This window comes from Pseudomonas sp. RA_35y_Pfl2_P32 (genome assembly GCF_963970735.1).
Classification (GTDB): domain Bacteria; phylum Pseudomonadota; class Gammaproteobacteria; order Pseudomonadales; family Pseudomonadaceae; genus Aquipseudomonas.
Genome location: NZ_CAXAQF010000002.1, coordinates 206,381 through 231,137 on the forward strand (window position 1 = coordinate 206,381; position 24,757 = coordinate 231,137).

General features: G+C 63.3%; 24 protein-coding genes. 15 read left to right on the forward strand and 9 right to left on the reverse strand.

Annotated elements, in window-relative coordinates; genetic code table 11:
* Window positions 1–16 precede the first annotated feature (16 nt).
* Window positions 17–931, forward strand: a complete 915-nt coding sequence (locus AACY45_RS02975) for a LysR family transcriptional regulator (protein ID WP_339544080.1) — start codon at window positions 17–19, stop codon at window positions 929–931.
* Between the two features lie 33 nt (window positions 932–964).
* On the opposite strand, the gene trhA is transcribed toward AACY45_RS02975, so the two are convergent.
* From trhA to pilG, 7 genes are all read right to left on the reverse strand, one after another.
* Window positions 965–1,582 (reverse strand): PAQR family membrane homeostasis protein TrhA, encoded by a 618-nt coding sequence (trhA, locus tag AACY45_RS02980; RefSeq protein WP_339544081.1) that lies wholly within the window; start codon window positions 1,580–1,582, stop codon window positions 965–967.
* A gap of 65 nt (window positions 1,583–1,647) precedes the next feature.
* The gene (locus AACY45_RS02985; protein WP_339544082.1) at window positions 1,648–2,109 is read right to left on the reverse strand and encodes a chemotaxis protein CheW; all 462 of its coding nucleotides are present in this window, start codon (window positions 2,107–2,109) and stop codon (window positions 1,648–1,650) included.
* Complete coding sequence (locus AACY45_RS02990; RefSeq protein ID WP_339544083.1) at window positions 2,102–7,984, reverse strand: Hpt domain-containing protein; 5,883 nt, start codon at window positions 7,982–7,984, stop codon at window positions 2,102–2,104. Before AACY45_RS02990 ends, AACY45_RS02985 begins: the two co-directional genes overlap by 8 nt.
* A 38-nt stretch (window positions 7,985–8,022) precedes the next feature.
* Window positions 8,023–10,083 carry a methyl-accepting chemotaxis protein gene (locus tag AACY45_RS02995; protein ID WP_339544084.1) on the reverse strand — a complete coding sequence of 687 codons (2,061 nt, stop codon included), beginning with the start codon at window positions 10,081–10,083 and terminating at the stop codon, window positions 8,023–8,025.
* 96 nt (window positions 10,084–10,179) lie between these two features.
* Window positions 10,180–10,719 (reverse strand): chemotaxis protein CheW, encoded by a 540-nt coding sequence (locus AACY45_RS03000; RefSeq protein ID WP_339544085.1) that lies wholly within the window; start codon window positions 10,717–10,719, stop codon window positions 10,180–10,182.
* A gap of 10 nt (window positions 10,720–10,729) precedes the next feature.
* Window positions 10,730–11,095, reverse strand: coding sequence for a twitching motility response regulator PilH (gene pilH, locus AACY45_RS03005; RefSeq protein WP_339544086.1), 366 nt, complete (start codon window positions 11,093–11,095; stop codon window positions 10,730–10,732).
* Between the two features lie 57 nt (window positions 11,096–11,152).
* Window positions 11,153–11,557, reverse strand: a complete 405-nt coding sequence (pilG, locus tag AACY45_RS03010; RefSeq protein WP_166592586.1) for a twitching motility response regulator PilG — start codon at window positions 11,555–11,557, stop codon at window positions 11,153–11,155.
* 280 nt (window positions 11,558–11,837) lie between these two features.
* Here pilG and gshB point away from each other — a divergent pair, with 280 nt between their 5' ends.
* The 7 genes from gshB (at window position 11,838) to AACY45_RS03045 (ending at window position 17,747) form a co-directional block, all read left to right on the forward strand.
* Window positions 11,838–12,791 (forward strand): glutathione synthase, encoded by a 954-nt coding sequence (gene gshB, locus AACY45_RS03015; RefSeq protein ID WP_339544087.1) that lies wholly within the window; start codon window positions 11,838–11,840, stop codon window positions 12,789–12,791.
* A gap of 77 nt (window positions 12,792–12,868) precedes the next feature.
* Window positions 12,869–13,759 carry an energy transducer TonB gene (locus AACY45_RS03020; protein ID WP_339544088.1) on the forward strand — a complete coding sequence of 297 codons (891 nt, stop codon included), beginning with the start codon at window positions 12,869–12,871 and terminating at the stop codon, window positions 13,757–13,759.
* Between the two features lie 93 nt (window positions 13,760–13,852).
* Window positions 13,853–14,425 (forward strand): YqgE/AlgH family protein, encoded by a 573-nt coding sequence (locus tag AACY45_RS03025; RefSeq protein WP_339544089.1) that lies wholly within the window; start codon window positions 13,853–13,855, stop codon window positions 14,423–14,425.
* On the forward strand, window positions 14,425–14,862 hold the full coding sequence (gene ruvX, locus AACY45_RS03030; RefSeq protein WP_008007435.1) for a Holliday junction resolvase RuvX: 438 nt from the start codon (window positions 14,425–14,427) through the stop codon (window positions 14,860–14,862). The genes AACY45_RS03025 and ruvX overlap by 1 nt, the downstream gene beginning before the upstream one ends.
* Before the next feature lie 81 nt (window positions 14,863–14,943).
* On the forward strand, window positions 14,944–15,447 hold the full coding sequence (pyrR, locus tag AACY45_RS03035; RefSeq protein ID WP_166592582.1) for a bifunctional pyr operon transcriptional regulator/uracil phosphoribosyltransferase PyrR: 504 nt from the start codon (window positions 14,944–14,946) through the stop codon (window positions 15,445–15,447).
* A 27-nt stretch (window positions 15,448–15,474) separates the two neighbouring features.
* Window positions 15,475–16,479: an aspartate carbamoyltransferase catalytic subunit gene (locus AACY45_RS03040; RefSeq protein WP_095164512.1), complete on the forward strand. Its 1,005-nt coding sequence runs from the start codon at window positions 15,475–15,477 to the stop codon at window positions 16,477–16,479.
* The gene (locus AACY45_RS03045) at window positions 16,476–17,747 is read left to right on the forward strand and encodes a dihydroorotase (protein WP_339544090.1); all 1,272 of its coding nucleotides are present in this window, start codon (window positions 16,476–16,478) and stop codon (window positions 17,745–17,747) included. The genes AACY45_RS03040 and AACY45_RS03045 overlap by 4 nt, the downstream gene beginning before the upstream one ends.
* Before the next feature lie 53 nt (window positions 17,748–17,800).
* On the opposite strand, the gene AACY45_RS03050 is transcribed toward AACY45_RS03045, so the two are convergent.
* Window positions 17,801–18,232 carry a TM2 domain-containing protein gene (locus AACY45_RS03050; RefSeq protein WP_339544091.1) on the reverse strand — a complete coding sequence of 144 codons (432 nt, stop codon included), beginning with the start codon at window positions 18,230–18,232 and terminating at the stop codon, window positions 17,801–17,803.
* A 250-nt stretch (window positions 18,233–18,482) separates the two neighbouring features.
* On the opposite strand from AACY45_RS03050, the gene AACY45_RS03055 reads away from it, so the two are divergent.
* Entirely contained in the window at window positions 18,483–19,103 is a 621-nt protein-coding gene (locus tag AACY45_RS03055; protein WP_339544186.1) for a C40 family peptidase, read from the forward strand.
* Window positions 19,104–19,218: 115 nt separating this feature from the next.
* Here AACY45_RS03055 and AACY45_RS03060 read toward each other — a convergent pair whose 3' ends face one another.
* On the reverse strand, window positions 19,219–20,253 hold the full coding sequence (locus AACY45_RS03060) for a type IV pilus twitching motility protein PilT (protein WP_339544092.1): 1,035 nt from the start codon (window positions 20,251–20,253) through the stop codon (window positions 19,219–19,221).
* A 56-nt stretch (window positions 20,254–20,309) separates the two neighbouring features.
* Here AACY45_RS03060 and AACY45_RS03065 point away from each other — a divergent pair, with 56 nt between their 5' ends.
* The 6 genes from AACY45_RS03065 to metW all read left to right on the forward strand — a co-directional run bounded on the left by AACY45_RS03065 (window position 20,310) and on the right by metW (window position 24,733).
* On the forward strand, window positions 20,310–21,002 hold the full coding sequence (locus tag AACY45_RS03065) for a YggS family pyridoxal phosphate-dependent enzyme (protein ID WP_339544093.1): 693 nt from the start codon (window positions 20,310–20,312) through the stop codon (window positions 21,000–21,002).
* A gap of 54 nt (window positions 21,003–21,056) precedes the next feature.
* Window positions 21,057–21,875, forward strand: coding sequence for a pyrroline-5-carboxylate reductase (proC, locus tag AACY45_RS03070; RefSeq protein WP_339544094.1), 819 nt, complete (start codon window positions 21,057–21,059; stop codon window positions 21,873–21,875).
* Between the two features lie 23 nt (window positions 21,876–21,898).
* Complete coding sequence (locus AACY45_RS03075) at window positions 21,899–22,486, forward strand: YggT family protein (RefSeq protein ID WP_339544095.1); 588 nt, start codon at window positions 21,899–21,901, stop codon at window positions 22,484–22,486.
* On the forward strand, window positions 22,486–22,782 hold the full coding sequence (locus tag AACY45_RS03080) for a DUF167 domain-containing protein (RefSeq protein ID WP_095164528.1): 297 nt from the start codon (window positions 22,486–22,488) through the stop codon (window positions 22,780–22,782). Before AACY45_RS03075 ends, AACY45_RS03080 begins: the two co-directional genes overlap by 1 nt.
* A 183-nt stretch (window positions 22,783–22,965) precedes the next feature.
* Complete coding sequence (gene metX, locus AACY45_RS03085) at window positions 22,966–24,105, forward strand: homoserine O-succinyltransferase MetX (RefSeq protein ID WP_339544096.1); 1,140 nt, start codon at window positions 22,966–22,968, stop codon at window positions 24,103–24,105.
* A 7-nt stretch (window positions 24,106–24,112) separates the two neighbouring features.
* Window positions 24,113–24,733 carry a methionine biosynthesis protein MetW gene (metW, locus tag AACY45_RS03090; RefSeq protein ID WP_339544097.1) on the forward strand — a complete coding sequence of 207 codons (621 nt, stop codon included), beginning with the start codon at window positions 24,113–24,115 and terminating at the stop codon, window positions 24,731–24,733.
* Window positions 24,734–24,757 lie beyond the last annotated feature (24 nt).

The window sequence follows — 24,757 nt, forward strand, 5'->3', positions numbered from 1 at the left end:
AGGTTATGGACTCGCCATGCGCCTTCGCCACATCGAGATCTTCCAGGCCATCCGCCAGACCGGTTCGGTCAGTGCTGCCGCGCAATTGCTGCACGTCTCCCAACCCGCCGTGACCAAAGTGCTGCAACACGCTGAGCAGCACCTGGGTTTCCCGTTGTTTCTACGGGTACGCGGCAAACTCCAGGCCACCCCGGAAGCGCTGGAGCTGGAGCGTGAGGTCGACAAGGTCGCCGAAAGCCTGCAAGGGGTGCGACGCCTGGCCCAGAGCCTGCGCCGCGAGCCGGGCCACAGCCTGCGGATCGGCGCGACCCCGGCACTGGCCCTGTCGTTGTTGCCGCCGGCCATTCATGAATGGACGCAACGCTATCCGGAGATCGCCTGCGAGCTGTCCAGTGCCCACAGCCGCGAGCTGGTGCAGAACCTGCTGATGCGCGAAATCGATGTCGCCCTGACCCTGCAATTGCCCGATCACCCAGGGCTCAAGGCCCAGGCGCTGGCCAGTGGGGTGTTGGTGGCGTTGGCGCCGGCCGGTTACTGGGCCCTGGAGGAAGAAGGCCAGCCGCTGCCGCTGCAGGCCCTGGCCGACGCGCCGCTGATCGGGCTGTCCAGTGCCGATCCACTGTCGGCCCGACTCGACAGTTACCTCAAGGCCGTCGAGCCACCACCCCGAGTCAGCATCGCGGTGCAAACGTATTCACTGGCCAGGGCAATGGTCGAATCCGGGGCCGGCCTGACCGTGATTGACCCCTTCACCGCCCTGGGCGCCTCGCCCGGGACCACCGCCATTCGCCCCCTGGCGCCGGAGCTGCCGATCACCCTGTATGCGGTGACCCGTGCGACCGAACCGCCACCGCACACCCTGAGCGAGCTGCTGACCATCTTCAGCCACCGCGCGCAAGAGCAACTGGACAGGTTGGTCGGGCGTGCGTAGCAACGCCGCGAAAGCGCTGTCCCTGCCCCCCCATCAAATCACATAAAGCAGGATCGCCACGAAATGCAGCAAGCTCCCAGTGATCACAAACAGGTGCCAGATCCCGTGGGCATGGCGCAGCCGGCTGTCGAGGGCAAAGAAAATGATGCCGACGGTGTAAAACACCCCGCCAGTCGCCAGCCAGGCAAACCCCGCCGTGCCTAGCGCGGCGATCAGCGGCTTGACTGCCACCAGCACGATCCAACCCATCACCGCGTAGATCACCAGCGACAGAATCCGCGCCTCGGAGCGCGGCTTGATCTCTTGCAGCATGCCGATCACCGCCAGCGCCCAGACAATCCCGAACAACGACCAGCCCCAGGGACCACGCAGGGTCACCAGGCAAAAAGGCGTGTAGCTGCCGGCAATCAGCAGGTAGATCGACAGGTGATCGACCTTCTGCATGATCACCTTCGCCCGCCCGCGCACGCTGTGATAGACCGTCGACACGCTGTACAGCACCAGCAAGGTCACCCCGTAGATCGCCACGCTGACAATCTTCCAGGGACTGCCATCGAGACTCGCGACCACCAACAACCAGACCACCCCGACAAACGCCGCAACCGCCCCGAACAAATGGCTCCAGGCGTTGAATCTTTCTCCGTGGTACATGGGCCTCCCAATGCAAACGCCAGACAACGACACATGAACACGTTCATACGTCTATATGGGAACGCTCATTCAACAACCAACCCCGCCCCCAGCAACAACGCCTCCAACGCCAGCAAGTCGGGGATTTTTGCCACTTGGTCGACAACTTGCACCGCCGCCTGTTCCAGCGCACACAGCGGCACGTCGACGTAACTCAGCTGGCTGTCGAGCTTGCAGGAGCGCGGGATACCCTGGACCAGCAGGGCAATGAACCTGAGGTTGGCTCGCCCACTGAGGGTGTTGAGGATGACGATGCGTGCGCGTTCGCCGATCACGGTTTTGCTGCCGCAGGCCGACTCGAAACTCAACAACGGGATCTGTCGGTCGCGCCAGATGACCTGGCCCAGGTACCAGGGCGGAGAGTCGAGGTCGAAGGTCCCGGGCTGGTAGTCGATCAGCTCGGCAACGGCGACGTTGGGCAGGATCAGGGTGCGGTCGGCCAGGGGCAACAACAGCCCGGTGAGGTGGCTGGTACGGTGCTCAAGCATGGGCCTTGCTCCACAGGGCGATACTGTCGAGCAGCACCGACTCCTGGTACGGCTTGCCGAGGTAGTCGTTGACGCCGATGGCCATTGCCCGGTCGCGGTGTTTTTGCCCGGTGCGCGAGGTGATCATGATGATCGGCAGGTGTTGCAGGCGGGGATCGTTGCGCACCTGGGTGGCCACTTCGAAGCCATCCATGCGCGGCATTTCGATGTCCAGCAGCATCAGGTCGGGCATGTGCTCTTCCAGCAGCTGCATGGCGTCCACCCCGTCCTTGGCCGTGAGCACGCTCATGCCGTGGCGCTCCAGCAACCGACTGGTGACTTTGCGCACGGTGACCGAATCGTCGACCACCAGCACCAGCATCGAGCGCTGCGGCTCTCCTTCCGGGCTGGTCGCGGCCTGCGCCGGCAAACGCACCTGCATCGCCCGCAGCGGCGCCAGCAGGTCGAGAATCAGCACCACCCGGCCATCGCCCAGAATCGTCGCACCCGACAGCCCCTGCACCGCGGCAAACTGCGGGCCAAGGCTCTTGACCACAATTTCCCGGGTGCCTGCCATGGCGTCGACCTGCACCGCGATATGCCGCTCGTTGCACTGCACCAGCAACACCGGCAGCGGCAGGTTCTGCCCCAGCAAGCGCGGGCGCACGCTGGTCTTGAGCAACTCGCCCAGGTAGCACAGTTCGTAGCCTTGCCCGGCGTACTCGTACCGGGGCGGATCCAACTGGTAACGGCCCTCCAGTTCACTGGGCAAGACCCGCACCATGCCCTCGATGGTGTTGAGCGGAATCGCATACTGATCCCCGCCACACTGCACCATCAGCGCCCGGTTGACCGACACCGTGAATGGCAGGCGAATGCGAAAGTGCACGCCCTTGCCCGGGACCGAATCGATGCTCATCAGGCCGCCGAGCTGGCGCACCTCTTCATGCACCACGTCCATACCCACCCCGCGCCCGGAGATCTGGGTGATCTTCTCGGCGGTGGAAAAGCCAGGCTGCAAGATGAACTGCAGCACGTCGCGGTCACTCAGGGTGCTCTCGGGAGCCAGCAGCCCGCGCTTGATCGCCTTGCGCCGCACGGCATCGAGGGGCACGCCGGCACCGTCGTCGCGGATGTCAAAAATGATATCGCCGCCCTCGCGGGACAGGTCCAGGCTGATCCGCCCCTGCTCGGGTTTGCCGGCGGCGCGGCGCACCTGCGGGGACTCCAGGCCATGGTCGATGGCGTTGCGCAGCATGTGCTCCAGCGGGGCGGCCATGCGCTCAAGCACATGGCGGTCCATCTCGCCCTCGGCGTTGCCGACGATGAACTCGACGTCCTTGCCCAGCTCGCTGGAGACCTGGCGGACGATGCGCTTGAGGCGCGGCAGCATCCGCTCGAACGGCACCATGCGCGTGCGCATCAGGCCTTCTTGCAGTTCGCTGTTGATCCGCCCCTGTTGCTGCAGCAGGTTTTCCGCGTCGTGGTTGCGCCGCTCGAGGGTTTCCTTGAGGTCGAGCAGATCGGAAGCGGACTCGAACATCGCCCGCGACAACTGCTGCAACTGGGAATGGCGATCCATTTCCAAGGGGTCGAACTCTTCATAGCCCAGGCGCTCGGCGTCGACTTGCTGGCGACTGAGGATGCGTCCCTGGGTTTCGGTGTCGAGGCGGCGCAGTTGATCGCGCATGCGCTCGATGGTGGTTTCCATCTCGCTCAAGGTCACCCGGGCATCGTTGACCTGCTGCTCGACACGTCCACGAAAGATTGAAGTCTCGGCGGCCAGGTTGACCAGGTCGTCGAGCAGTTCGGCGGACACCTTGACCATGTCGGCGCCCACCTCGGCGGGCAACGCGGGCGGCTCCGGCTTGTTCTGCGCCGGGCTGTCGAGCGTCACTGACGCCGCCTGCACGACCGCCGAGGGGTGACTGAAGGCCTGGATCGCCTCGATCAGGCGCTCGGCCGGCGCTACCGGTTGACCGGCGCGGGTGGCGTCAAGCATCTGCGCCAGCCGGTCATGACTGCGTTGCAACAACCCGAACAGCGCCGGTGTGGCCTGCAGCAAGCCAGTCGACAGGCCTTCGTAGAGAAATTCCAATTCATGGGCCAGGTCGCCAATCGGCGCGATCTCGACCATCCGCGCGCCGCCCTTGAGGGTGTGCAGATCGCGCAGCAGGGTTTCCATTTCCTGGCGGTTTTGCGGATCGGCCTGCCAGCGCAGCAAAGCCGCGCCGGAACTGTCGATGATGTCGAAGCCTTCCTCGAGGAAGATTTCCAGCAACTCCGGGTCATTACCCGGCGCATCCTCGGCGGGCGCCTGCGCAGCGGCGTCGGCAGGGTTGGCGCTGCCTTGGCGCCACTGCGCGATAGCCTCGATCAATGCCGTGCAATCGTCCAGCGGTTGTTGGCGTTGCAGTTGCTCCAGCAGTTGCGCGAGGCGGTCGTGGCTGTGCTGCAACAGCAGGCCCAGCTCGACGCTGTAGCTCAAGCGCCGGTCCACCAAGCCCTCGTAAAGACTTTCCAGCTCATGGGCCAGGTCACCCACCGGTCCGATCTCGGCCATCCGCGCCCCACCCTTGAGGGTGTGCAGGTCCCGTTGCAGCGACAACAACGGGGCCGGGCTCTGCGGTTCCGCGAGCCACCGCTGCAGGGCTTGCCCGGCGCTCTCCAGGATGTCCACGGCCTCTTCGAGAAAGATCGCCACCATTTCATCGTCCACCGTCAACGGCGTCGGCGAGGACTGCCCCAGTTCGGCGGTGACGCTGCCAAGTTCGGTGATGCTCAGGGTGCGACTGCCATCGCTGCGGATCAGGCCCATCGCGGACGGATCCAGGCCCTCATTGAGCAGATCGCGCAGGGCGTGCACGCGAGCCGGTTGGTGGCTGACTTCCTGGCCCGCCGCCAGTTCGTCGAGCATGTTGATCAAGGCTTCGTGGGCACTTTGTGCCTCGTGGAAGAACCGTTCGCTGACCGCCAGGCTGCTTTCCTCCACGGCGCCGTACAGGTCGAGCAAGGCCTCACACAACTCATCCATCGGGTGCAGGTCAGCCAGGTGTGCGCCTTCGCCCAAGGTCGTCAGCTCATCCAGCAAGGCACTCAGCTCCTGGCGCTCGCCGGGGTGTTGCTGCCAGCGTCGCAACAGGCTTTCGGCGTCCAGCAGGATGTCCATGCCCTGGGCCAGGAAGTTGTTGATCAACTGCGGATCACGGTTGATCCGCACGCCGCTGTCGGACGCGCTGTGCCAGGCCTCCAGGCGCTCGGCAAGCAGCGCCTGGGTGCGCTGGATCAGGTCAGGGGCGCCGCGGATTTCCACCAGCGGGTCGTCCTGCAATTGCGCCAGGCCACGGCGCAGCAAGTCTTCGGCCTCCAGCAGCAGTTCGACTTCATCCAGGTCCAGGGCCAGCAGGTGCGCCTTGTATTCGCGGGCCAGTTGATCGAAGGGTGCCGCCAGTTCGGCGATCGGCACCACACCGGCCACCGAGGCACTGCCCTTGAGGGTATGCAGCGCGCGCTGCAACTCGTCAGTGGCCTGCAACGGCAGATGTTCGCCAGCTTGCTCAAGAAAGCGCTTGAGGCTGTTGAGGTGGGTATCGGCTTCGTTGCGGAAAATCTCCAGCAACTGCGGGTCGTGGGCCCCGCTCGCCGGCTCGGGCAGCGCAGCGCCCCGGGCCAACGCGTGGGCACGGGCCGCCAGGTGGTCGACATCATCGCGTTGGCGCTGATTGTTGGCGGCGAATTCCGCCACCAGTTCCGGCAGCAGTTGCAGTGTGTCGCGCAGCAGTTCGTCGACCTGTGGCCCAGGCTCGACACTGTGTTCAAGTACCCGGTTGAGCAGGTTTTCCACGGCCCAGGCGAGCTCGCCGAGCACCAGCGCGCGGACCATCCGCCCACTGCCCTTCAAGGTATGAAAGGCCCGCCGCAGTTCGCCCAGGACCGCAGCACTGCCCGGGCTGGCCGACCAGCGCGGCAGGTACTCACGCAGGATATCGAGGACTTCGGCGGTCTCCTCGAGGAATACCTCGCGCAGCTCGTCATCTATCGGCTCTTCATCGGCCGGCGGAGGTTGCAGGCTGCCAGGGGTGCTCATGGCCGGCGGGTTGACCGCCGAAACCGGGCTGGCCAGGGCATCTGCCAGCGATTGTTGGGCGGCCGGGTCAGCTTCGGCGAACCGACCGTCATCGGTACTCGGCGACGGATTGAACGGCGGCAACTGAGTGGCGCTGGGCAAGTAGCCAAGTGTCGCCAGACTCTGCTCGGCCACATCCAGCACCTGCTCGCCGAGGGTCTGCGGGTCCTCGCTCAAGCGCTCCAGGTAATACTCGATGCTGGTGATGGCATCGGCCAGGTTGTCCAGGTGCTGCCAATCCGGTGGCGTGCGGTCCGCCAGCAGGTGCTCGCGAATGTAGCTGTTGCACGCTTCGAGCAGGCTGGCGGCACGGTGCAGGGGAATCATCACCAATGCACCGCGGACCTGGGTCAGCAGGTCCGGCAGCAACTGCAACGGCTGGCGATCCCAGTGGGCATCGATGTATTCGACGATCATGTCCTTGGCCTGCTGCAGGCACAGCCGGGCCTCCTTGATGACGATCTGGTGGATCTGCGTCAGGTCGGTGGTCGGCAGCCGGCTTTCTTCACGGCTTTGCTCGACGATGCCGACCATACCCGCCAAGGTCGCCTCGACGTAGAGCAAGGCGCCGGCGACGTCCATCAGGATCGCGTCGTTGGGCTCGCGCTGGCCCTGGGCCAGGCTCATCACCACGCCCAACTGGTCGATGATGACCTTGCGTGGCTGGCCAAAACCGAGCACTGCCAGGGTGTCGGCAATCTGCCGCAACGGCGCCAGCAGGCTGTCGAGGTCCGAGGCATGCTGGCGGTCGCTACGCACGAACAGGTCCAGGCGCTCCTTGACCCGCACCAGTTCCTCGCACAAGGCGGCCAGCACCGAGCGCATGGCGTCGCGGTCAGGCCCGGCCAGGCGCGCGCGCTCGGCGTCGAGCAAGGCGTTGTCAGGCAGGGCGTCATCCAGCCCGTAGCGATCTTTCATGATTAACATCCGGGCACTGGGGGATTGCGCCTTGGCGATATAAAACAGCAGGCTTTTCAGCAGATCGGGTGGCGCCGCCTGGTTGATGGCCGGCATGCCGTGTTCAAGCAGGCGCTTGAGTTCCTTGTCGGTCTCCTTGAACAAGCTGCGCAGCGCCGGACTGTTATCGATACGGCCACTGAGCATGCCTTCGACCAGCGCTGAAGCCACCTGCCACAACGGGCTCAGTGGCGCATCGGCACACAGCGCTTCAAGGCGTGCAAAGACCTTGGCCAGGTAACCGAGGTTGGTGCTGTCATCCTGTTCGCGCAGCAGGCCGACCAGGCCCATCTGCAGCATCTGCCGCAGTTTGCGCAGCACATTGGGCAACTCTGCCGGCTCCAGCAGCGCCAGTTGTGCATCCGTCAGGGCAGGCAGGTCTTGCAGTTGCGGACTGAACAGGCTGGTTTCCGCGAGCAGGCCCTCGCCTCGGGCGCTGCGCAGGTCGTTGATCAGCGGCAACACCACCAGGGGCAGGTCCCGCCGGGCGCTGAGCACGCGGTCGAGGTAAATCGGCAATTGGCCGAGGGCCTGTTGCAGCAGGCGAATGGCTTCGTCGCGATGAGCCACCATGCCGCGCTGCAAGGCCGCCGCCAGGTGCTCCATCTCTTCGGCGAGCAGGGCCGCACCGTAGAACTCGACCATCTGCAGGCTGCCATGGACCTGGTGGATGCCAGCCAGGCATTGCTCGAGCGCGTGCAGCGCCTGCGGGTCCTCGACCAGGTGATCGAGGGCAAGGTAGGCCTGCTTCAGCGTTTCGGCAATTTCGCCCTTGACCCATTCAAGGGCCACATAGTCGTGCCGATCACCCATAACCACTCCAGTCAAAATTCGTTCCCAGCGTGCAGGGTTCAGGCCTTGTCGGTTCCGTGCTCCGGTACCGCCGGCAAGGTGAAGCCGGACACCGAGCGCCGCAACTGACTGGCCATTTTCGCCAGGTTGCCAATGCTCTCGGCAGTGGCCGTGGAGCCCGACGAGGTTTGCGTGGTGATCTGCTGGATCACGTTCATGGTCAAGGAAATCTGCCCCGCCGACGACGTCTGTTGCTGCGCCGCATTGGAAATACTCTGGATCAGCGCCGCGAGGGTTTTCGAAACGCCTTCGATTTCCTCCAGGGCCACCCCGGCATCCTGCGCCAGCCGCGCGCCGCGCACCACCTCGGTGGTGGTCTGCTCCATGGAAATCACCGCTTCATTGGTATCGGTCTGGATCGCCCGCACCAGGGTTTCGATCTGTCGGGTGGCGGCGGACGAACGTTCAGCCAGGCGCTGCACTTCGTCGGCCACCACGGCAAACCCGCGCCCGGCGTCGCCGGCCATAGAGGCCTGGATCGCCGCGTTGAGGGCCAGGATGTTGGTCTGGTCGGCGATGTCGTCGATCAGGCTGACGATGTCGCCGATTTCCTGGGACGACTCGCCCAGGCGCTTGATGCGCTTGGCGGTGTCCTGGATCTGTTCACGAATGTTGTCCATGCCGTGAATGGTGTTGTGCACCACTTCGTTGCCCTTGTTGGCGATTTCCACCGAGCGCTCGGCCACGGCCGATGACTCGGCGGCGTTCGCCGAGACCTGGTCGATGGACTGGGCCATGTCGTTGATCGAGGCCGAGGCTTCGCTGATCTGCTGGGCCTGGTGCTCCGAGGCCTGGGCCAGGTGCATCGCCGTGGCCTGGGTTTCCTGCACGGCGGCGGCCACCTGGCCGGCCGTGAGGTTGATGGTGGCCACCAGGTCGCGCAGTTGGTCGACCGAGTAGTTGATGGAGTCGGCAATGGTCCCGGTGAAGTCTTCGGTCACCGAGGCCGTGACCGTCAGGTCGCCGTCAGCCAGGTCTTCGATCTCGTCGAGCAGGCGCATGATCGCGTTCTGGTTGCGCTCGTTCTTCTCGGCGGTCTCGCGCAACTGGCGGTTGGTTTCACGCACCATCACCAGGCCGATCAGGATGATTGAGGTCAGCGCCAGCAGACCCAGCACGTAACCGCCGATGGTATCGGTGGAACGCCCGCCCACCAGGTTTTCGAAGCCATTGGCCAGGTGCGAGGCTTCTTCCAGCAAGGTCTGCGACAGGTTGAAGATGTTGCCCGCCGACTCGCGGACCTTGAACAGCTGGGGCGAGGTTTCGAGGATTTCATCCACCGAGCCCGAGACGAACTGGAACAGCTCGGCGATCTCGGTCAAGCGGGCACGGGCATCGCGGTCCTCGACCTGGCTGACCTTGAGCGCCGGATTACCCTGCAGCATGCCGTTGAGTACCTGGCCGAAGCGCGCCGCGTCACGGCCAAACACATCGGCGGCCTGTTGGGCGTTTTCATCGCCGGCCAGCACCGTGTTGACGGCGCCAAGGATGCGCTCGGCAAGCAGCGACTGGCGCTGGGCCTTGGCCACCTGAGTGGCCGGCGCGCCGCGCTGCAGCAGGATTTCGACGACTTTTTCGTACTCGACCTGCAACTGCGGCACGGTCTCGGCCAACGTCGCAGCCACCTGGTGCAGCGACAGCACCGTCTGTTCACTGGAGAGGATCGCGTCGGTATTTTTCAGCAACCGCTCCCAATCCAGTTGCACGGCCCGCATTTGCGGACGCACCACCGCGGGTGCCGGCGGCAGGCCGGTGGCAGGGTCGCCCTTTTTCAGGTAGCCCCAGCGCAGGGCAAAGTCATTGCGCGCATCGCTGAGCAGCTTGAACGCCGCGGCTTTGCCGGCAGCCGCTTCGGTGGCGTTCTTGGCGATTCGCTGGGACAGCACGCGCAGCTCACCGGCGTGGCCGATGTACTGCTTGTCGTAGGAGGCCTGGGTGTTGAGGTAAGCAAAGTTGGCGAACAACAGCACGATGAACACGATCAGCGCGATGAACAGCGCAATGATCTGCGAACGACTGCGCGATCCATCGCTTGAGGTGCCCGTGTTGACTTTAATCATCGATCTTCGCCTGTTGACCCACATTGTGAAACCGCACCGGAGTCCTTGCGAGTGCTGCGCACTCGGACGCAGCCTTCGGCAGTTGCTACAGGTACCCTACACCGCCACATCCATGAAGCGTGGTGACTGTGCCACGGCAAACGGACTGAACACCTGCCAGCGTTGCTCACGCTCGAACCGGCCCTTGATGAAAGCCGCCGCCGGGCCGTCCTGGCCGCCCGCCGCACCCGGCTCGAACCGGGCTTGATCGAAGTGCTGCATGCCCAGCACCTCATCGACCATCAGCCCGACGAACACTTCCTTGTACTCGACCACCAGGACCCGGCGCTGCTTGCGCTGAGCCGACAACTCGGCACCAAGGAAACCGCACAGATCCATCACCGGCAGCAAGCGGCCACGCAGGTTGGCCACTCCCCTGACCCACGGCTTGACCCCCGGCAGCTGGGTCAGGCGCGGCTCATGCAGGACTTCACTGACCTCGCCCATGGGCGCCACGTACCAGTGTTCGCCCAGGCGAAAGCCAATGCCGCTCCAACCGTGATTGCGGGTTGGCTGGGACGGCAAGTCGGCCGCCAGCAACCGGCAACGCTGGTCGATCTGCAGCAGCCGTTCAAAAGCGCTCAGCGACTCGGCCATGGCGCGGCCGTCAGCCTGCCAGCACGGCGTTCAAGGTCTTGATCAGGGTGTCTTCGTCCACCGGCTTGGTCAGGTAGTCCTTGGCGCCCTGGCGAGTGCCCCAGACCTTGTCGGTCTCCTGGTCCTTGGTGGTAATGATGATCACCGGAATATGGCCGGTCTCCGGGTCCTTGGTCAGTTGACGGGTCGCCTGGAAGCCGTTGAGGCCGGGCATGACGATGTCCATCAACACGGCATCGGGTTTTTCCTGGCGAGCCAGCGCCACGCCATCGGCGCCGTTTTCCGCCTTCAACACTTCATGGCCGTGCCTTTCCAGCATGCCGGTGAGTTTGTACATTTCGGTCGGCGAGTCATCGACGATCAGAATACGTGCCATGGTCTTCCCCATTCTTGTAGATACCAGGCCGGTTGGCCGGGCATCACTGTACGTGTCTTACAGCGGCGCATCGGCAGCGAAGCCCGGTACATGAGCGCGAATCGCGTTCAACAGTTCTTCCTTGCTGAATGGCTTGGTCAAAAACTGATCGGAACCGACAATCCGGCCCTTGGCCTTGTCGAACAAGCCGTCCTTGGACGACAGCATGATCACGGGCGTGGCCTTGAACGCGCTGTTGTTCTTGATTAAAGCGCAGGTCTGATAACCATCCAGACGCGGCATCATGATGTCGACAAAAATGATCCCCGGATGATTGTCGGCAATCTTGGCCAGCGCATCAAAACCGTCGATGGCAGTGATCACCTCGCAGCCCGCATTGCGCAACAAGGTTTCAGCGGTACGGCGGATGGTCTTCGAATCGTCGATTACCATGACCTTCAAGGCGTTGGAATGCTGTTCCATATCTGCTCTACCATCGCCTGGGCGAATCAGTTTGTCCGTTTGCGGCTGTCCGTTGGCTCAAAACCCTTGTTGATCAAGGGCCAGCGCGACATGCCAGCCTTTTTAGCACAGTCTCCATGTCCAATCTATCGGCCGGCCCGCGAGGCGGTTTTTCCTTGACCGGGAACCCACCGGGCGCCACTCTGACGCCACTTTTTCTGGCCTTCGGCTGGTTTTTTTGTAGGAGCGAGCTGGCTCCTGCACAAGACACACCCAGCCCTTCAAATTCGAGGAAACACCCATGAGCGTTCGCGTCGGGATTGTCATGGACCCTATCGCCAGCATTTCCTATAAAAAGGATAGTTCGCTGGCCATGCTGCTGGCCGCCCAGGCGCGCGGCTGGGAGCTGTTCTATATGGAACAGAGCGACCTGTACCAGGGCGAAGGTGAGGCGCGGGCGCGCATGCGACCGTTGAAGGTTTTCGCCGACCCGCAGAAATGGTTCGAGCTGCAAGCCGAGACCGACGCGCTGCTGAGCGACCTGGATGTGATCCTGATGCGCAAGGATCCGCCCTTCGACATGGAGTTCGTCTACTCCACCTACCTGCTCGAGCAAGCCGAGCGCGCCGGCGTGCTGGTGGTCAACAAGCCCCAGAGCCTGCGCGACTGCAATGAAAAACTGTTCGCCACCCTCTTCCCCCAGTGCACCCCGCCGACCGTGGTCAGCCGCCGCGCCGACGTGTTGCGTGAGTTCGCCGCCAAACACGGCGATGTGATCCTCAAGCCGCTGGACGGCATGGGTGGCACCTCGATCTTCCGTCATCGCGCAGGCGATCCGAACCTGTCAGTGATCCTCGAGACCCTGACCGCCCTGGGCACCCAGCAGATCATGGGCCAGGCCTACCTGCCGGCAATCAAGGATGGCGACAAGCGCATCCTGATGATCGATGGCGAGCCGGTGGACTACTGCCTGGCGCGCATCCCGGCCCAGGGCGAAACCCGCGGCAACCTGGCCGCCGGTGGCCGTGGCGAAGCCCGCCCACTGAGCGACAAGGATCGCTGGATCTCCGCCCAGGTCGGCCCGACCCTGCGGGAAAAAGGCCTGCTGTTCGTCGGCCTCGACGTGATTGGTGAGCACCTGACCGAAATCAACGTCACCAGCCCGACCTGCATTCGCGAGATCGACAATGCATTTGGCACGAACATCGGCGAAATGCTGATGACAGCCATCGATCAGAAGCTTAAGGCTCGTTGATATAGAACCCCCAAGGGCAGACCAACATTGCGTTATCATGCGCGGCCTGTGCAAAACGCGATGTTGGTTTCCTTGTCATGACCCTGCCGTCCGATCTGCCCCCTGAACTCGCCCACCGCGGCGTGCGCCCGGCCGATCGCCTCGGATTTACCCTGTTCCTGGCAGCGTTGATCCACCTGGCGCTGATCCTCGGCCTGGGGTTCACCTTTGCCGAACCCAAGCAGATCAGCAGAACCCTGGAAATCACCCTCGCCACCTTCAAAAGCGAAACCAAGCCGAAAAAAGCCGACTTCCTGGCCCAGGAAAATCAGCAAGGCAGCGGCACCCTGGATAAAAAGGCGATCCCCAAGACCACCGAGATCGCGCCTTTCCAGGACAACAAGGTGCAAAAGGTCACGCCACCGCCCGCGGTCAAACCCCAGGCCGCCCCCAAGGCTGCCGTGACCACCGTGGCGCCGGCCCCGAAGAAAGCCGCGACCAGGAAAGAAGAAGTGAAGTCGGCGCCGGCGCCCAAGCCGGTGACACCGATCTTCGACAGTGCCCAGCTGTCCAGCGACATCGCCAGCCTCGAGGCGGAACTGGCCAACGAACAACAGTTGTACGCCAAGCGCCCGCGCATCCACCGCCTGAGTGCGGCCTCGACCATGCGCGACAAGGGTGCCTGGTACAAGGATGAATGGCGCAAGAAGGTCGAGCGCATCGGCAACCTGAACTACCCCGACGAAGCGCGGCGCAAACAGATCTACGGCAATTTGCGCCTGATGGTCTCGATCAACCGTGACGGCTCGCTGTATGAAGTGCTGGTCCTGGAGTCTTCCGGCCAGCCACTGCTGGACCAGGCGGCCCAACGTATCGTGCGCCTGGCAGCACCCTTTGCGCCTTTTACCGGCGACCTGTCGGACATCGACCGGTTGGAGATCATTCGCACCTGGAGGTTTGCCCGTGGCGACCGGCTCTCCAGCAACTGACCCCACAGATGATCAGTGTTGTTCGGGCTATTTGGGCATTTCCTGCACATCCCCAGCTTGTCAGTTCGCCCCTCCAACGCCACACTAGCGCACATGAAAAACGTCATCCCCAGCTACCTCAAGCATCACTTCCTGATCGCCATGCCCCACATGGCCGACCCGAACTTTGCGCACACCTTGACCTACATCGTCGAGCACACGGCCAATGGTGCCATGGGGCTGGTGATCAACCGCCCGCAGGACCTGAGCCTGGCGGATATTCTTGAGCAGTTGCGCCCTGACGTCGAACCCCCGGTGTTGTGCCAGCATGTGCCGATTTTCACCGGCGGCCCGGTGCAGACCGACCGTGGATTTGTCCTGCACCCCTCGGGCATGACGTTCCAGGCGACCGTTGATCTGGAGGGCGAACTGTCCCTGTCCACCTCCCAGGACGTGCTGTTTGCCATCGCCGACGGCGTGGGCCCGGCCAAGAGCCTGATCGCCCTCGGGTATGCCGGCTGGGAAGCCGGGCAATTGGAAGCCGAACTGGCCGACAACGCCTGGCTGACCTGCCCGTTCGACACCGACATCCTGTTCAACACCAGCAGCGAATCGCGCCTGGAAGCCGCGGCCAAGCACCTGGGCGTCAACCTCAGCCTGCTCACCAGCCAGGCAGGGCACGCCTGATGGCCCTGCGTCTGATCCTCGGTTTTGACTACGGCACCAAGCAGATCGGCGTGGCCGTTGGCCAGGTGATTACCGGCCAGGCCCGCGAGCTGTGCACCCTCAAGGCGCAAAACGGCATTCCCGACTGGAATCAGGTCGAAGCCCTGATCAAGGAGTGGAAGCCCGACGCGGTGGTGGTTGGCTTGCCGCTGAACATGGATGGCACGCCCAGCGACATGTGCCTGCGAGCGGAAAAGTTCGCCCGGCGCCTCAATGGCCGCTACAACCTGCCCTTTTATACCCACGATGAACGCCTGACCACTTTCGAGGCCAAAGGCGAACGCCTGGTCCGAGGTGGGCAGAAAGGCAGCTACCGCGACAACCCGGTCGACGCCATCGCCGCCGCCCTGCTGCTGCAAGGCTGGCTCGACGAAAACAGCGCCCTGTTCGAATCCTGAAGAGCCGCAGCAAGCGTCTCTCTTAGCTACAACCCGAGCCTTTCCCTGCAAGTCCCGGCTCGGGCCCATGAAGGAGCAACCATGAGCCTGCCCAATCCCGCCGAACTGATCAGCCAGATGGCGACCCAGCTTGACGCCTACCTGGCCAAACGCGGCATCAGCGAGCCGCGCTACATCGGTATTCGCACCGGCGGCGTGTGGGTCGCTCAGGCGCTGCTCGAAGCACTGGGCAGCGACGCGCCACTGGGCACCCTGGACGTTTCCTTCTACCGCGACGACTTCAGCCAGAATGGCCTGCACCCGCAAGTGCGCCCTTCGGCCCTGCCCTTCGAGATCGAAGGCCAGCACCTGGTGCTGATCGACGACGTACTGATGAGCGGGCGGACCATCCGCGCCGCCATGAACGAACTCTTCGACTATGGCCGCCCCGCCAGCGTGACCCTGGTCTGCCTGCTGGACCTGGACGCCGGCGAGCTGCCGATCCGCCCGAACGTAGTCGGCGCGACCCTGTCCCTGGCCGCCCATGAACGGGTCAAACTGTCCGGCCCGGAACTGGCGCTCGAACTGCAAGACCTCGCCCTTTAATCCGCCCTATTGAGAGTCCCCCTCGCGATGACGCCTCTAGATACCAAGCGCCCGCTGCAGCTCAATGATCAGGGCCAGCTGCGCCACTTCCTCTCCCTCGACGGCCTACGCCGCGAGCTGTTGACGGAAATCCTCGACACCGCCGACTCGTTCCTCGAAGTCGGCGCGCGGGCGGTGAAAAAAGTCCCGTTGCTGCGCGGCAAGACCGTGTGCAACGTGTTCTTCGAGAACTCCACCCGCACCCGCACCACTTTCGAACTCGCGGCCCAGCGGCTGTCGGCCGACGTGATCACCCTCAACGTGTCCACCTCATCGGCGAGCAAAGGCGAAACCCTGCTCGACACCCTGCGCAACCTTGAAGCCATGGCGGCCGACATGTTTGTCGTGCGCCATGGCGACTCCGGCGCCGCGCACTTCATTGCCGAACACGTCTGCCCGCAGGTGGCGATCATCAACGGCGGTGACGGCCGGCACGCCCACCCGACCCAGGGCATGCTCGACATGCTCACCATTCGTCGGCACAAGGGCAGCTTCGAGAACCTCTCGGTGGCGATCGTCGGCGACATCCTGCACTCGCGGGTTGCACGCTCGAACATGCTGGCACTGAAAACCCTCGGCTGCCCGGACATCCGCGTGATCGCCCCCAAGACCCTGCTGCCCATCGGCATCGAGCAATACGGGGTGAAGGTCTACACCGACATGACCGAAGGCCTGAAGGACGTCGACGTGGTGATCATGCTGCGCCTGCAGCGCGAACGCATGACCGGTGGCCTGCTGCCGAGCGAAGGCGAGTTCTACCGCCTGTTCGGCCTGACCACCGCGCGCCTGGCCGGCGCCAAGCCGGACTGCATCGTCATGCACCCGGGGCCGATCAACCGCGGGGTGGAGATCGAGTCGGCGGTGGCCGACGGTCCGCACTCGGTGATCCTCAATCAGGTGACCTACGGGATCGCCATTCGTATGGCCGTGTTGTCCATGGCCATGAGCGGGCAGACTGCCCAGCGCCAATTCGAGCAGGAGAACGCCCAGTGAAGCTCAGCATTCTCGGCGCCCGCGTCATCGATCCAAGCAGTGGCCTGGATCAAGTCACCGACATCCACATCGAAGCCTGCAAGATCGTCGCCCTGGGCGCCGCACCCGCCGGCTTCGTGGCCGTTGAAACCATCGAGGCCCAGGGCCTGGTGGTCGCGCCCGGGCTGGTCGACCTCAACGTCGCCCTGCGCGAACCGGGTTATAGCCGCAAAGGCACGATTGCCAGCGAAACCCGCGCCGCCGCCGCCGGTGGCGTCACCAGCCTGTGCTGTCCGCCCCGCACCAAGCCGGTGCTGGACACCTCGGCCGTGGCCGAACTGATCCTCGACCGCGCCCGTGAAGCCGGCAATGCCAAGGTGTTCCCGATCGGCGCCCTGAGCAAGGGCCTGGAGGGTGAGCAACTGGCCGAGCTGATTGCCCTGCGCGACACCGGTTGCGTGGCCTTCGGCAACGGCCTGGAGAGCTTCCGCAACACCCGCACCCTGTGCCGGGCCCTGGAATATGCAGCCACCTTCGACCTGACGGTGATCTTCCACTCCCAGGACCATGATCTGGCTGAAGGGGGCCTGGCCCACGAAGGCCCGACCGCCAGTTTCCTCGGCCTGCCGGGGATTCCCGAAACCGCCGAAACCGTGGCCCTGGCCCGTGACCTACTGCTGGTGGAGCAAACCGGCGTGCGGGCGCACTTCAGCCAGCTCACCAGCGCCCGCGGCGTCGCCTTGATCGCCCAGGCCCAGGCCCGGGGCCTGAAGGTCACGGCAGACGTGGCGCTGTATCAGTTGATCCTCACCGACGAGGCGCTGATCGACTTCAACAGCCTGTACCACGTGCAACCGCCGCTGCGCACCCGCGCCGACCGTGACGGCCTGCGCGAGGCAGTGAAGAGCGGGGTGGTGCAAGCCATCTCCAGCCATCACCAACCCCACGAGCGCGACGCCAAGCTGGCACCGTTCGGCGCCACCGAACCTGGCATCAGCAGCGTGGAACTGCTGCTGCCGTTGGCCATGACCCTGGTCGAAGACGGCCTGCTCGACCTGCCGACCCTGCTGGCACGCCTCAGCGCTGGCCCGGCCGAGGCCCTGCGCCTGCCGGCGGGCAAGCTGGCGGTGGGTGCTGCGGCTGACCTGGTGGTGTTCGATCCGGCCGCCTCGACCGTCGCCGGCGAGACCTGGCTGTCGAAGGGCGAAAACTGCCCGTTCCTCGGCCACAGCCTGCCGGGCGTGGTGCGCTACACCCTGGTGGATGGACGGATCAGCCACCAGGCTTGAACCACGTCACTCCCATCGCGGGCCGGGCGGCGTTCCGCTTGCCCGCGATGCTTTTACTGGAAGGCGCTGCGGTTCTGCGCGTTGCGCACGGAAACCTGGTCGTTCAGGGTCCAGAAGTCATACAACACCCCCAGGAAGAACAACCCGCCCGTCACCAGGTACAGCAAGCCGCTGAGCCACTTCCCCTGATACATGCGGTGTACGCCGAATACGCCGAGGAACGTCAGCAGAATCCAGGCCACGTTGTATTCGATCGGCCCTGCGGTAAAACGCAGATCCGCTTCACGGTCCATGGCCGGGATCAGGAACAGGTCGATCAGCCAGCCGATACCCAGCAAACCGAAGGTAAAAAACCAGATCGTGCCAGTCACCGGCTTGCCGTAATAGAAGCGGTGCGCCCCGGTAAAGCCGAAAATCCACAGTAGGTAACCGATCACCTTGCTGTGGGTGTCCTGGGGTGAAACATCCTGACGATAGGTGTTCATGTAGTCCCTCATATGCCGCGATAGAAAAATAATTTTGTGACTTGTGTGACTTTTTTATGTCGTGCCGACAAGTGGTTTGTCAGCCCGGCAGTTCCCGCAAAGCCTTGTGCCACCTGACTTGTGTCCGACAATCAAGCCAATTTGCCGCCGCTTCGACGGTTTTGAGCCCCGGCTGGAATCGACCAACGGCCCCGAAAAGGACAAAAAAGCTGTTATAAAGTTGCGCGTTCCCTATATAGAGCCTTGCCTAATGCGTCCATTTTTCAAGACATGGCTAACCATTTGCCTATTATTGCCACTGGCCGCCCACGCCACCAATCGTGAGCAGCGTCTTCCAAACGTTAATGGTTACACCCCTAAATCTCATGTTTCTGCCGTTACCAGCAAAAACAAACACAGTGTTAAAAGCCCGCAACTGAGCAAGGCCAAGAGCTCGTTGGTGCCACCAATGGCCGCCAAGCAGAGCAGCGATGTCTTGAGTCGCGCGGTCAATGTGCTTGGCACCCCCTATCGTTGGGGTGGCAGCAGCCCAAGTAAAGGCTTTGATTGCAGCGGCCTGGTGAAATACGCCTTCAATGACGTAGCCGCCGTCGACCTGCCGCGCACCTCCAATGCCATGGCCTCCGGCCACGGGCTGAAAGTCGATCGCAAGGACCTGAAACCCGGCGACCTGATTTTCTTCAAACTCAAGAGCCGCAGGGTCAATCATGTTGCCATCTACCTGGGCAACGACCGCTTCATCCACGCACCACGCCGTGGCAAGTCGGTCTCCATCGACACCCTGAAGAAACCGTACTGGGATAACCACTATGTGGTCGCCAAACGGGTTCTGCCGAAAGAGCCGAACACCATGCGCATTGTTCAGCGCTGATAAAAGCTCTCAGCAGCCGATCCATGATCGGCCTCGATCCTTCGCGGGCAAAACCATTCTTGTGGGAGTGGGCCGGGCGGCGCTCCGCTTGCCCGCGAAGGCGTTTGTGAAACCGCTATAAGCCTTCCGCCGAGCGCGCCCGCTCTCGCGCATGCTCACGACTGATCAATCCCCTCCCAAGCAACGACCTCAGGCTCATGTCCAGGGTCTGCATGCCCAGCGCACCCCCCGTCTGGATCGCCGAATACATCTGCGCCACCTTGTCCTCGCGGATCAGGTTACGGATCGCCGGAGTGCCCAGCATGATTTCGTGGGCCGCCACCCGACCGCCGCCAACCTTCTTCAACAGCGCCTGGGACACCACCGCCTGCAACGACTCCGAGAGCATCGAGCGGACCATGGCCTTCTCGTCACCGGGAAACACGTCCACCACCCGGTCGACGGTTTTCGCCGCCGAACTGGTGTGCAAGGTACCGAACACCAGGTGCCCGGTCTCGGCGGCGGTGAGGGCCAGGCGAATGGTTTCCAGGTCCCGCATCTCCCCCACCAGGATCACGTCCGGGTCCTCGCGCAGGGCCGAACGCAGCGCAGCCGCAAAGCTGTGGCTATCGCGGTGCACTTCACGCTGATTGATCAGGCATTTGCGCGGCTCGTGGACGAACTCGATCGGGTCTTCAATGGTCAGGATGTGCTGATGGCGGTGGCTATTGAGGTGATCGATCATCGCCGCCAGCGTGGTGGACTTGCCGGAGCCCGTGGGCCCGGTAACCAGCACCAGGCCCCGCGGGATCTCGGCAATACGACGAAACACATCCCCCAGGCCCAGTGCGTCCAGGCTCGGCACCTTCGACGGGATGATCCGTAATACCGCGCCCGGTCCCCGATGCTGATGAAAGGCATTGACCCGAAAACGCGCGACACCCGGCGCCGCGTAGCAGAAGTCGAGCTCCAGCGCCTGCGCGAACGCGGCTTGCTGTGGTTCGCTCATGAGCCCGTTGATCAGCGCCGTCACCTGGCGGGCGTCCTGTGGCGGTAGGTTGATCCGCCGCACATCGCCATCCACCCGGATCATCGGTGGCAGGCCGGTGGACAAGTGCAAGTCGCAGGCACCCTGTTTGACGCTGAAGGCCAGCAGCTCAGTGATATCCATAGCACTCCTCAATTCCAGTAGAATGCCGCGAACCTCAGACTGCCGGCGTCCCTTGAATGTCCACGATAGCAGACAACATCTCCCAGGTAGCGGCGCGCATCCGCAGCGCTGAACAGGCCGCGCAACGTGCCGCAAACAGCGTCCAGCTGCTGGCCGTGAGCAAGACCAAACCCGCCGCCGCGGTCCGCGAAGCGTGCGCTGCCGGGGTTCGCGACTTTGGCGAAAACTACCTGCAGGAAGCCCTGGGCAAGCAACGGGAATTGACCGACCTGCCCTTGTGTTGGCACTTCATCGGCCCCATTCAATCGAACAAGACGCGAGATATCGCGCAAAACTTCGCTTGGGTGCATTCCGTGGATCGCTTGAAAATCGCACAACGCCTGTCCGAACAACGTCCCGCCGAGCTGCCAGCCTTGAACATCTGCATCCAGGTCAACGTCAGCGGTGAAGCCAGCAAGTCCGGCTGCACCCCGGCCGACCTGCCGGCCCTGGCTGCAGCGATCAGCGCCCTGCCGCGCCTGACCTTGCGCGGCTTGATGGCGATCCCCGAGCCCACCGACGATCGCGCCGAGCAGGATGCTGCCTTTGCCGCCGTACGCGAGCTGAACAACAGCCTGTACGACAGCCTCAACCTGCCGCTCGACACACTGTCCATGGGCATGAGCCACGACCTCGAGTCGGCCATTGCCCAAGGCGCCACCTGGGTCCGTATCGGTACGGCCCTGTTTGGTGCGCGCGACTATCAGTAAAAAACATGACCAGCCATGAACCCTGGCTGGTACCCCACTTTAAAAGGACCTGACATGAGCAAGACGCGTATTGCCTTTATCGGTGCCGGAAACATGGCCGCCAGCCTGATCGGCGGCCTGCGGGCCAAGGGCCTGGACGCCGCGCAGATTCGCGCCAGCGACCCGGGTGCCGAGACCCGTGCGCGGGTGGCCGCAGAGCACGGCATCGAAGTATTCGCCGACAACGCAGACGCCATCGCTGGCGCCGACGTGGTGGTTCTGGCGGTCAAGCCGCAAGCGATGAAAGTGGTTTGCGAGGCCCTGCGCCCGAGCCTGCAACCGCAGCAACTGGTGGTTTCGATTGCCGCTGGCATCACCTGCGCCAGCATGAACAACTGGCTCGGCGCCCAGCCGATCGTACGCTGCATGCCCAACACCCCAGCGCTGCTGCGCCAGGGCGTGAGCGGCCTGTTCGCAACCGCCCAGGTCACTGCCGAGCAACGCCAGCAAGCGCAAGACCTGCTGTCGGCCGTGGGCATCGCCCTGTGGCTGGACGAAGAGCAGCAACTGGATGCGGTCACCGCCGTCTCTGGCAGTGGCCCGGCCTATTTCTTCCTGCTGATCGAAGCCATGACCGCCGCTGGCGAGAAGCTCGGCCTGCCTCGGGAAACCGCGGCCCAACTGACCCTGCAAACCGCCCTCGGCGCCGCGCACATGGCGGTTGCCAGTGACGTCGACGCCGCTGAACTGCGCCGCCGCGTCACCTCGCCTGCCGGCACCACCGAAGCCGCGATCAAGACCTTCCAGGCCGGCGGTTTCGAAGCCTTGGTGGAACACGCACTGGGTGCCGCCGCACACCGTTCAGCCGAGATGGCTGAGCAACTGGGTCGCTAACCGGCTCTTATAAGGAATCAATAATGCTTGGACTCAACGATGCTGCCATTTTTGTTATTCAAACCCTGGGTAGCCTTTACCTGCTGATCGTACTGCTGCGCTTTATCCTGCAGGTGGTACGCGCGAACTTCTACAACCCGCTGTGCCAATTCGCAGTGAAGGCCACTCAGCCACTGCTCAAGCCACTGCGCCGGCTCATCCCGAGCCTGTTCGGCCTAGATATGTCGTCACTGGTCCTGGCCCTGATCGTGCAAATGGTACTGTTCACGGTCGTCCTCCTGCTCAAAGGCATTCCGGTCGACGTAATCCTGCTGGCACCGTGGGCACTGATCGGCATCTTGGCGCTGTTTTTAAAGATCTTATTCTGGTCGATGATCATCAGCGTGATCCTGTCCTGGGTCGCTCCGGGAAGCCATAATCCGGGCGCTGAATTGGTCCAGCAGATTACTGAACCGGTACTCGCACCGTTCCGCCGGATCGTGCCGAACCTGGGCGGTCTCGACATCTCGCCGATCTTTGCATTTATCGTGATCCAACTGCTGCAAAGCTGGTTAATCCCACGCCTTGCCTACTTTGCGCAAATGCCAGGAGACCTGTTCGGGCTGATCTGATGAGCTACTACCGTTGGGACGGGGCGGACCTGATCCTCGAATGTCACCTGCAACCGGCGGCCCGCAGCGATGATTTCGCGGGCCTGCACGGTGATCGCCTGAAGATCCGCCTGACCGCCCCGCCGGTCGAAGGCAAGGCCAACGCCTACCTGATGGCCTTCCTGGCCAAGGCCTTTGGTGTCTCCAAGAGCCAGGTCAGCCTGCTCAGCGGCGAGCTGAGCCGGCAGAAGCGGGTGCGGATTTGCTCACCACAGAAGCTGCCGGATTTGCCGGATCTGGTGCGACAGCCTGGGTGACAGCGTCATCGTTCATCGCGGGCAAGCCACGCGCCCAGAGGGGAACGCATTCCAATGTGGGAGCGTGGCTTGCCCGCGATGGCCGCGCCTCGGTCTGACAGGAAACAATCATCCCCGCCCTTTGCTTGCCGCTAGCCACAGCGGTCTTTAGACTTACGCCTCATTTCAACGAGAGCAGGGTCGATGCCAACTGCCTTTCCCGCCGATTCTGTTGGTCTGGTGACGCCCCAAGTGGCGCACTTCAATGAGCCCCTGGCCCTTGCCTGCGGCCGCTCCTTGTCAGCCTATGACCTGATCTACGAAACCTACGGCACGCTGAACGCCACGGCGAGCAACGCCGTGCTGATCTGCCATGCCTTGTCCGGGCACCATCACGCGGCCGGCTTCCACAGCCCCGACGACCGCAAGCCCGGCTGGTGGGACAGCTGCATCGGCCCCGGCAAGCCGATCGACACCGACAAATTCTTCGTCGTCAGCCTGAACAACCTCGGCGGCTGCAACGGCTCCACCGGCCCCAGCAGCATCAACCCGGAGACCGGCAAGCCATTCGGCGCCGAGTTCCCGGTGCTGACCGTCGAGGACTGGGTCCACAGCCAGGCCCGCCTTGCCGACCGCATCGGCATCACGCAGTGGGCCGCCGTGATCGGTGGCAGCCTGGGCGGCATGCAGGCGATGCAATGGAGCATCACCTACCCCGACCGCATCCGCCACTGCCTGGCCATTGCCTCGGCGCCCAAGCTCTCGGCGCAGAACATCGCCTTCAACGAAGTCGCGCGCCAAGCGATCCTCACCGATCCGGAGTTCCATGGCGGCTCGTTCCAGGAAGCCGGGGTGATTCCCAAGCGTGGCCTGATGCTGGCGCGCATGGTCGGGCACATCACTTACCTGTCGGACGACTCGATGGGTGAGAAATTCGGCCGCGGCCTCAAGAGCGAAAAGCTCAACTACGACTTCCACAGCGTCGAGTTCCAGGTCGAGAGCTACCTGCGTTATCAGGGCGAAGAGTTCTCCGGGCGGTTCGATGCCAACACCTACCTGCTGATGACCAAGGCGCTGGACTACTTCGATCCGGCAGCGAACTTCGACGATAACCTGGCGAAAACCTTCGCCGGTGCCAAAGCCAAGTTCTGCGTGATGTCCTTCACCACCGACTGGCGCTTCTCCCCGGCCCGCTCCCGCGAGCTGGTCGATGCCCTGATGGCCGCCAAGAAAGACGTTTGCTACCTGGAGATCGACGCTCCGCAAGGCCACGACGCCTTCCTGATTCCGATCCCGCGCTATCTGCAGGCGTTCAGCAATTACATGAAGCGAATTACGGTGTGAACAAGCCATGAGAGCTGATCTGGAAATCATCCAGGAATGGATCCCCGCCGGTAGCCGCGTGCTCGACCTGGGCTGCGGTGATGGCGAACTGCTGACCTGGCTGCGCGACAACAAGCAAGTCACCGGCTATGGCCTGGAAAACGACCCGGACAACATTGCCGAGTGCGTGGCCAAGGGCATCAACGTCATCGAGCAGGACCTGGACAAGGGCCTGGGCAACTTTGCCAGCAACAGCTTCGACATCGTGGTCATGACCCAGGCCTTGCAGGCCGTGCATTACCCCGACAGGATCCTCGACGAAATGCTGCGGGTCGGTCGCCAGTGCATCATCACCTTCCCCAACTTCGGGCACTGGCGCTGCCGCTGGTACCTGGCGAGCAAGGGGCGAATGCCGGTTTCCGAGTTTCTGCCGTACACCTGGTACAACACACCGAACATTCACTTCTGCACCTTCGAAGACTTTGAAGCCTTGTGCCGTGAACGTGAAGCCAAGGTCATTGATCGGCTTGCCGTGGATCAACAGCATCGGCATGGGTGGGCCAGTAAGCTATGGCCTAATCTATTAGGTGAGATTGGCATTTACCGTGTCAGCAGTCCTGGCCTGCAGGATCACCAGGTAGCGGTCTAACCCGTTTTTTAAAGGAGTACGATC

Bases quoted from the DNA above. Each gene is read 5' to 3' on its own strand.
- AACY45_RS02975 (WP_339544080.1), top strand. From the start codon at position 17: ATGCGCCTTCGCCACATCGAGATCTTCCAGGCCATCCGCCAGACCGGT.
- trhA (WP_339544081.1), bottom strand. From the start codon at position 1,582: ATGTACCACGGAGAAAGATTCAACGCCTGGAGCCATTTGTTCGGGGCG.
- AACY45_RS02985 (WP_339544082.1), bottom strand. From the start codon at position 2,109: ATGCTTGAGCACCGTACCAGCCACCTCACCGGGCTGTTGTTGCCCCTG.
- AACY45_RS02990 (WP_339544083.1), bottom strand. From the start codon at position 7,984: ATGGGTGATCGGCACGACTATGTGGCCCTTGAATGGGTCAAGGGCGAA.
- AACY45_RS02995 (WP_339544084.1), bottom strand. From the start codon at position 10,083: ATGATTAAAGTCAACACGGGCACCTCAAGCGATGGATCGCGCAGTCGT.
- AACY45_RS03000 (WP_339544085.1), bottom strand. From the start codon at position 10,719: ATGGCCGAGTCGCTGAGCGCTTTTGAACGGCTGCTGCAGATCGACCAG.
- pilH (WP_339544086.1), bottom strand. From the start codon at position 11,095: ATGGCACGTATTCTGATCGTCGATGACTCGCCGACCGAAATGTACAAA.
- pilG (WP_166592586.1), bottom strand. From the start codon at position 11,557: ATGGAACAGCATTCCAACGCCTTGAAGGTCATGGTAATCGACGATTCG.
- gshB (WP_339544087.1), top strand. From the start codon at position 11,838: ATGAGCGTTCGCGTCGGGATTGTCATGGACCCTATCGCCAGCATTTCC.
- AACY45_RS03020 (WP_339544088.1), top strand. From the start codon at position 12,869: ATGACCCTGCCGTCCGATCTGCCCCCTGAACTCGCCCACCGCGGCGTG.
- AACY45_RS03025 (WP_339544089.1), top strand. From the start codon at position 13,853: ATGAAAAACGTCATCCCCAGCTACCTCAAGCATCACTTCCTGATCGCC.
- ruvX (WP_008007435.1), top strand. From the start codon at position 14,425: ATGGCCCTGCGTCTGATCCTCGGTTTTGACTACGGCACCAAGCAGATC.
- pyrR (WP_166592582.1), top strand. From the start codon at position 14,944: ATGAGCCTGCCCAATCCCGCCGAACTGATCAGCCAGATGGCGACCCAG.
- AACY45_RS03040 (WP_095164512.1), top strand. From the start codon at position 15,475: ATGACGCCTCTAGATACCAAGCGCCCGCTGCAGCTCAATGATCAGGGC.
- AACY45_RS03050 (WP_339544091.1), bottom strand. From the start codon at position 18,232: ATGAACACCTATCGTCAGGATGTTTCACCCCAGGACACCCACAGCAAG.
- AACY45_RS03055 (WP_339544186.1), top strand. From the start codon at position 18,483: ATGCGTCCATTTTTCAAGACATGGCTAACCATTTGCCTATTATTGCCA.
- AACY45_RS03060 (WP_339544092.1), bottom strand. From the start codon at position 20,253: ATGGATATCACTGAGCTGCTGGCCTTCAGCGTCAAACAGGGTGCCTGC.
- AACY45_RS03065 (WP_339544093.1), top strand. From the start codon at position 20,310: ATGTCCACGATAGCAGACAACATCTCCCAGGTAGCGGCGCGCATCCGC.
- proC (WP_339544094.1), top strand. From the start codon at position 21,057: ATGAGCAAGACGCGTATTGCCTTTATCGGTGCCGGAAACATGGCCGCC.
- AACY45_RS03075 (WP_339544095.1), top strand. From the start codon at position 21,899: ATGCTTGGACTCAACGATGCTGCCATTTTTGTTATTCAAACCCTGGGT.
- AACY45_RS03080 (WP_095164528.1), top strand. From the start codon at position 22,486: ATGAGCTACTACCGTTGGGACGGGGCGGACCTGATCCTCGAATGTCAC.
- metX (WP_339544096.1), top strand. From the start codon at position 22,966: ATGCCAACTGCCTTTCCCGCCGATTCTGTTGGTCTGGTGACGCCCCAA.
- metW (WP_339544097.1), top strand. From the start codon at position 24,113: ATGAGAGCTGATCTGGAAATCATCCAGGAATGGATCCCCGCCGGTAGC.